Origin of the sequence: Frateuria sp. YIM B11624 (genome assembly GCF_049727805.1) — a bacterium.
GTDB lineage: Bacteria > Pseudomonadota > Gammaproteobacteria > Xanthomonadales > Rhodanobacteraceae > Frateuria_A.
In genome coordinates, this window is sequence record NZ_JBCNYA010000068.1 from 1 (window position 1) to 558 (window position 558).

Consider the following 558-nt stretch of genomic DNA (forward strand, 5'->3'; position numbering starts at 1 on the left):
GCCCGTCGAAGATCGCCGGCTCCTTGAGCGTGTCCCGGATGCGTGTGAAGTCCGGCGCGCGGAACGCCTTCCATTCGGTCACGATCGCCAGCACGTCGGCGCCCTCCAGCGCCTCGTACGCGTCCTCGCACAGCACCAGATCCGCACGCTCGCCGTAGATGCGCCTGGTCTCAGCACGCGCCTCCGGATCGAACGCCCGCACCGTCGCGTCGGCCGCCCACAACTGCTCCATCAGCCGCCGGCTGGACGCCTCGCGCATGTCGTCGGTGTTGGGCTTGAATGCCAGGCCCCACAGCGCGACGGTCTTGCCCTTGAGTGCGCCGCCGCCGTAGTGCCGCTCGATCAGCTCGAACAGCTTGCCCTTCTGCGCGTGATTGACCGCCTCCACCGCACCGAGCAGCTTCGCGTCGTAGTCCACCGTGCGCGCGGTACGCTCCAGCGCCTGCACGTCCTTGGGGAAGCACGAGCCGCCGTAGCCGGCGCCCGGGTAGATGAAGTGGTAGCCGATGCGCGGGTCCGCGCCGATGCCGCGGCGCACCTGTTCGATGTCCGCGCCCA

The 558-nt window shown here is 69.7% G+C and carries 1 protein-coding gene; it reads right to left on the reverse strand.

All coding sequences use genetic code 11. The annotated features are described in order from the left end of the window. The coding region (locus tag AAIL17_RS18210) for a UDP binding domain-containing protein (protein ID WP_424684241.1) at nucleotides 1–558 on the reverse strand (558 nt) is incomplete at both ends.